This window comes from Barnesiella sp. CU968 (assembly GCF_905219685.1).
GTDB classification, from domain to species: Bacteria; Bacteroidota; Bacteroidia; order Bacteroidales; family Muribaculaceae; genus Lepagella; species Lepagella muris_A.
This window is the reverse complement of the sequence record NZ_CAJMXD010000504.1, coordinates 1-1,770: the sequence shown is the minus strand read 5'-3', so window position 1 is coordinate 1,770 and position 1,770 is coordinate 1. Positions and strand designations below refer to the sequence as shown.

At 41.1% G+C, this 1,770-nt stretch carries 2 protein-coding genes and 1 pseudogene; 2 read left to right on the top strand and 1 reads right to left on the bottom strand.

Annotation, left to right across the window (positions count from 1 at the left end; translation table 11 throughout):
- Positions 1-495 (top strand): annotated as a pseudogene (locus JX312_RS13145) (hypothetical protein); the annotation flags it as partial.
- A gap of 342 nt (positions 496-837) precedes the next feature.
- The gene (locus JX312_RS13140) at positions 838-1,032 is read left to right on the top strand and encodes a hypothetical protein (protein WP_204458375.1); all 195 of its coding nucleotides are present in this window, start codon (positions 838-840) and stop codon (positions 1,030-1,032) included.
- Positions 1,033-1,303: 271 nt separating this feature from the next.
- Here JX312_RS13140 and JX312_RS14190 read toward each other — a convergent pair whose 3' ends face one another.
- Positions 1,304-1,561 (bottom strand): hypothetical protein, encoded by a 258-nt coding sequence (locus tag JX312_RS14190; protein WP_239653931.1) that lies wholly within the window; start codon positions 1,559-1,561, stop codon positions 1,304-1,306.
- Positions 1,562-1,770 lie beyond the last annotated feature (209 nt).

Below are 1,770 nucleotides of genomic sequence, written 5' to 3'. Positions count from 1 at the left end.
ATCTATTACGCATATACCGACAAAGATTTCACCCGACTCGTGACAATGCCGCAGAAACTCTATGAATATCCTAACGAAGAGATACAGGTGCTTGATGCCGACATATGCCCTCTTCCGGAAGGCGGATATGCAATGACATATGTGGCGCAGGAAAATCCGGGGGGAATCAAGATTGCTTTTTCTGACAAGATAAATACAGGTTACAACTATATAGGAAGACAGATAGACAACGAGCCGAAAAGCTGCGAGGCTCCCAATGTCTGGAAACGCATCGGCGAGAACCGCTGGGTAGTGATGTATGATGTGTTCAGCATCAACCCTCACAATTTCGGTTTCGTCGAGACTACCGACTTCAAGACATTCATTCCTATCGGACATTTCAACGACGGTCCGATGAAATCGACCAATTTCACAAGTCCCAAACACGGTGCTGTCATTCAGATAACCGCTGACGAGGCAAAACGCCTCGAAAAGCACTTCCCTTCCACAAATTAAAGACTGCCACTAAACTTGTATTTAGCATTTTAAGAATTTAGGCTGATTCCATTCGAAGGATTCAGCCTAAATTTTCGTTTATAGATACTGACAAACAATCAAAAATCATCATGCGCAAAATAACAATTTCTTAACATATTTCTTAACACATCTTTATATTTGGCAATTTACTATAAATTTTGTAATTTTGCTCAAAGATCGACCTGCAGGAGCCCGGTCTCGGGTAAAGTGGGCGGGGTCTTACATTTTGAAAAGCGTTTGCTAACGCTCTTTCTTGACGTTCTGGAATCTGGTAAATTTCAATTGGAGTCAAGAATGAGACGATAGTAGATGCCATATGGAATGTGTATATACAGCCGGCATCCGGACTACAATCCGGTATGCATGCAATATATCACATATTTCAGCGTGTGGCTTCTGCATCGTCCGTTCAACTCCAATGGGCATACCAGAGCCTCAGAACGTGGAACGGGCGACAAGCAAGGCTCCACGCTTTTTTGTTTATTTCAACGTCTCCTGGAGCCGGAGATGATTTAAACAATTATGACTATGGATTTAAAAAATGCGCTGAATGAATTTGTCAACAGGCTGCCGGACTACTTCCCCAAAGACCTGGGAAATCCAAACGATCTGCATAGCTGGATGATGGTTTGTTATTTATCATGTGTCTGTGACTCTCCTCTAAATCAAGAAGATGTCGAAAGACTTTTACAGAAGCGATTCCCCGATTTCAGCAGCGATTGTGTTCATGAGGCAGCCTCTAACTACATGCATAATTATTACGGTTATAGCACATTACTCGATTTTCTTAAAAGAAAAGGACTGCTTGTTGTAACAGAATCACAGAGATAAATTGAATGGTTATGAAAAATGTAATTAAAATCCTTGCGTCACTGCTATTTATATCTTTGAACTCATGTTCATCAGATGAACCTAAGAATCCAGAATCTCCCGGTGGTTCAATATCAGAAAACAACTCAAGCGTTATCATCAAAGCTGATGGCACCACTTCCACAGGCGTGGTATTCTCACCTATTGATAATACAAGTTTTTTTCTGGACTTCATCAAATATGAAATCGTAGATTCACATCTCGAAATCATAGGTTACGATCCCATAGAACTGGCTGAACATGTTAGACCTTATGCATCAGTCACATATCAAGGCGTTACTTATCAGACACGAGTAATACGACGTGCAGTCACTGGCGTCTCTTAAAATCTGTTAATGCGAAATTGTTAAACTCTGTATTCATGTTGGTTACGCGATTTTCTGG

Coding starts and splice junctions, on each gene's coding strand:
- JX312_RS13140 (WP_204458375.1), top strand. CDS start 838: ATGTGTATATACAGCCGGCATCCGGACTACAATCCGGTATGCATGCAA.
- JX312_RS14190 (WP_239653931.1), bottom strand. CDS start 1,561: ATGAAGTCCAGAAAAAAACTTGTATTATCAATAGGTGAGAATACCACG.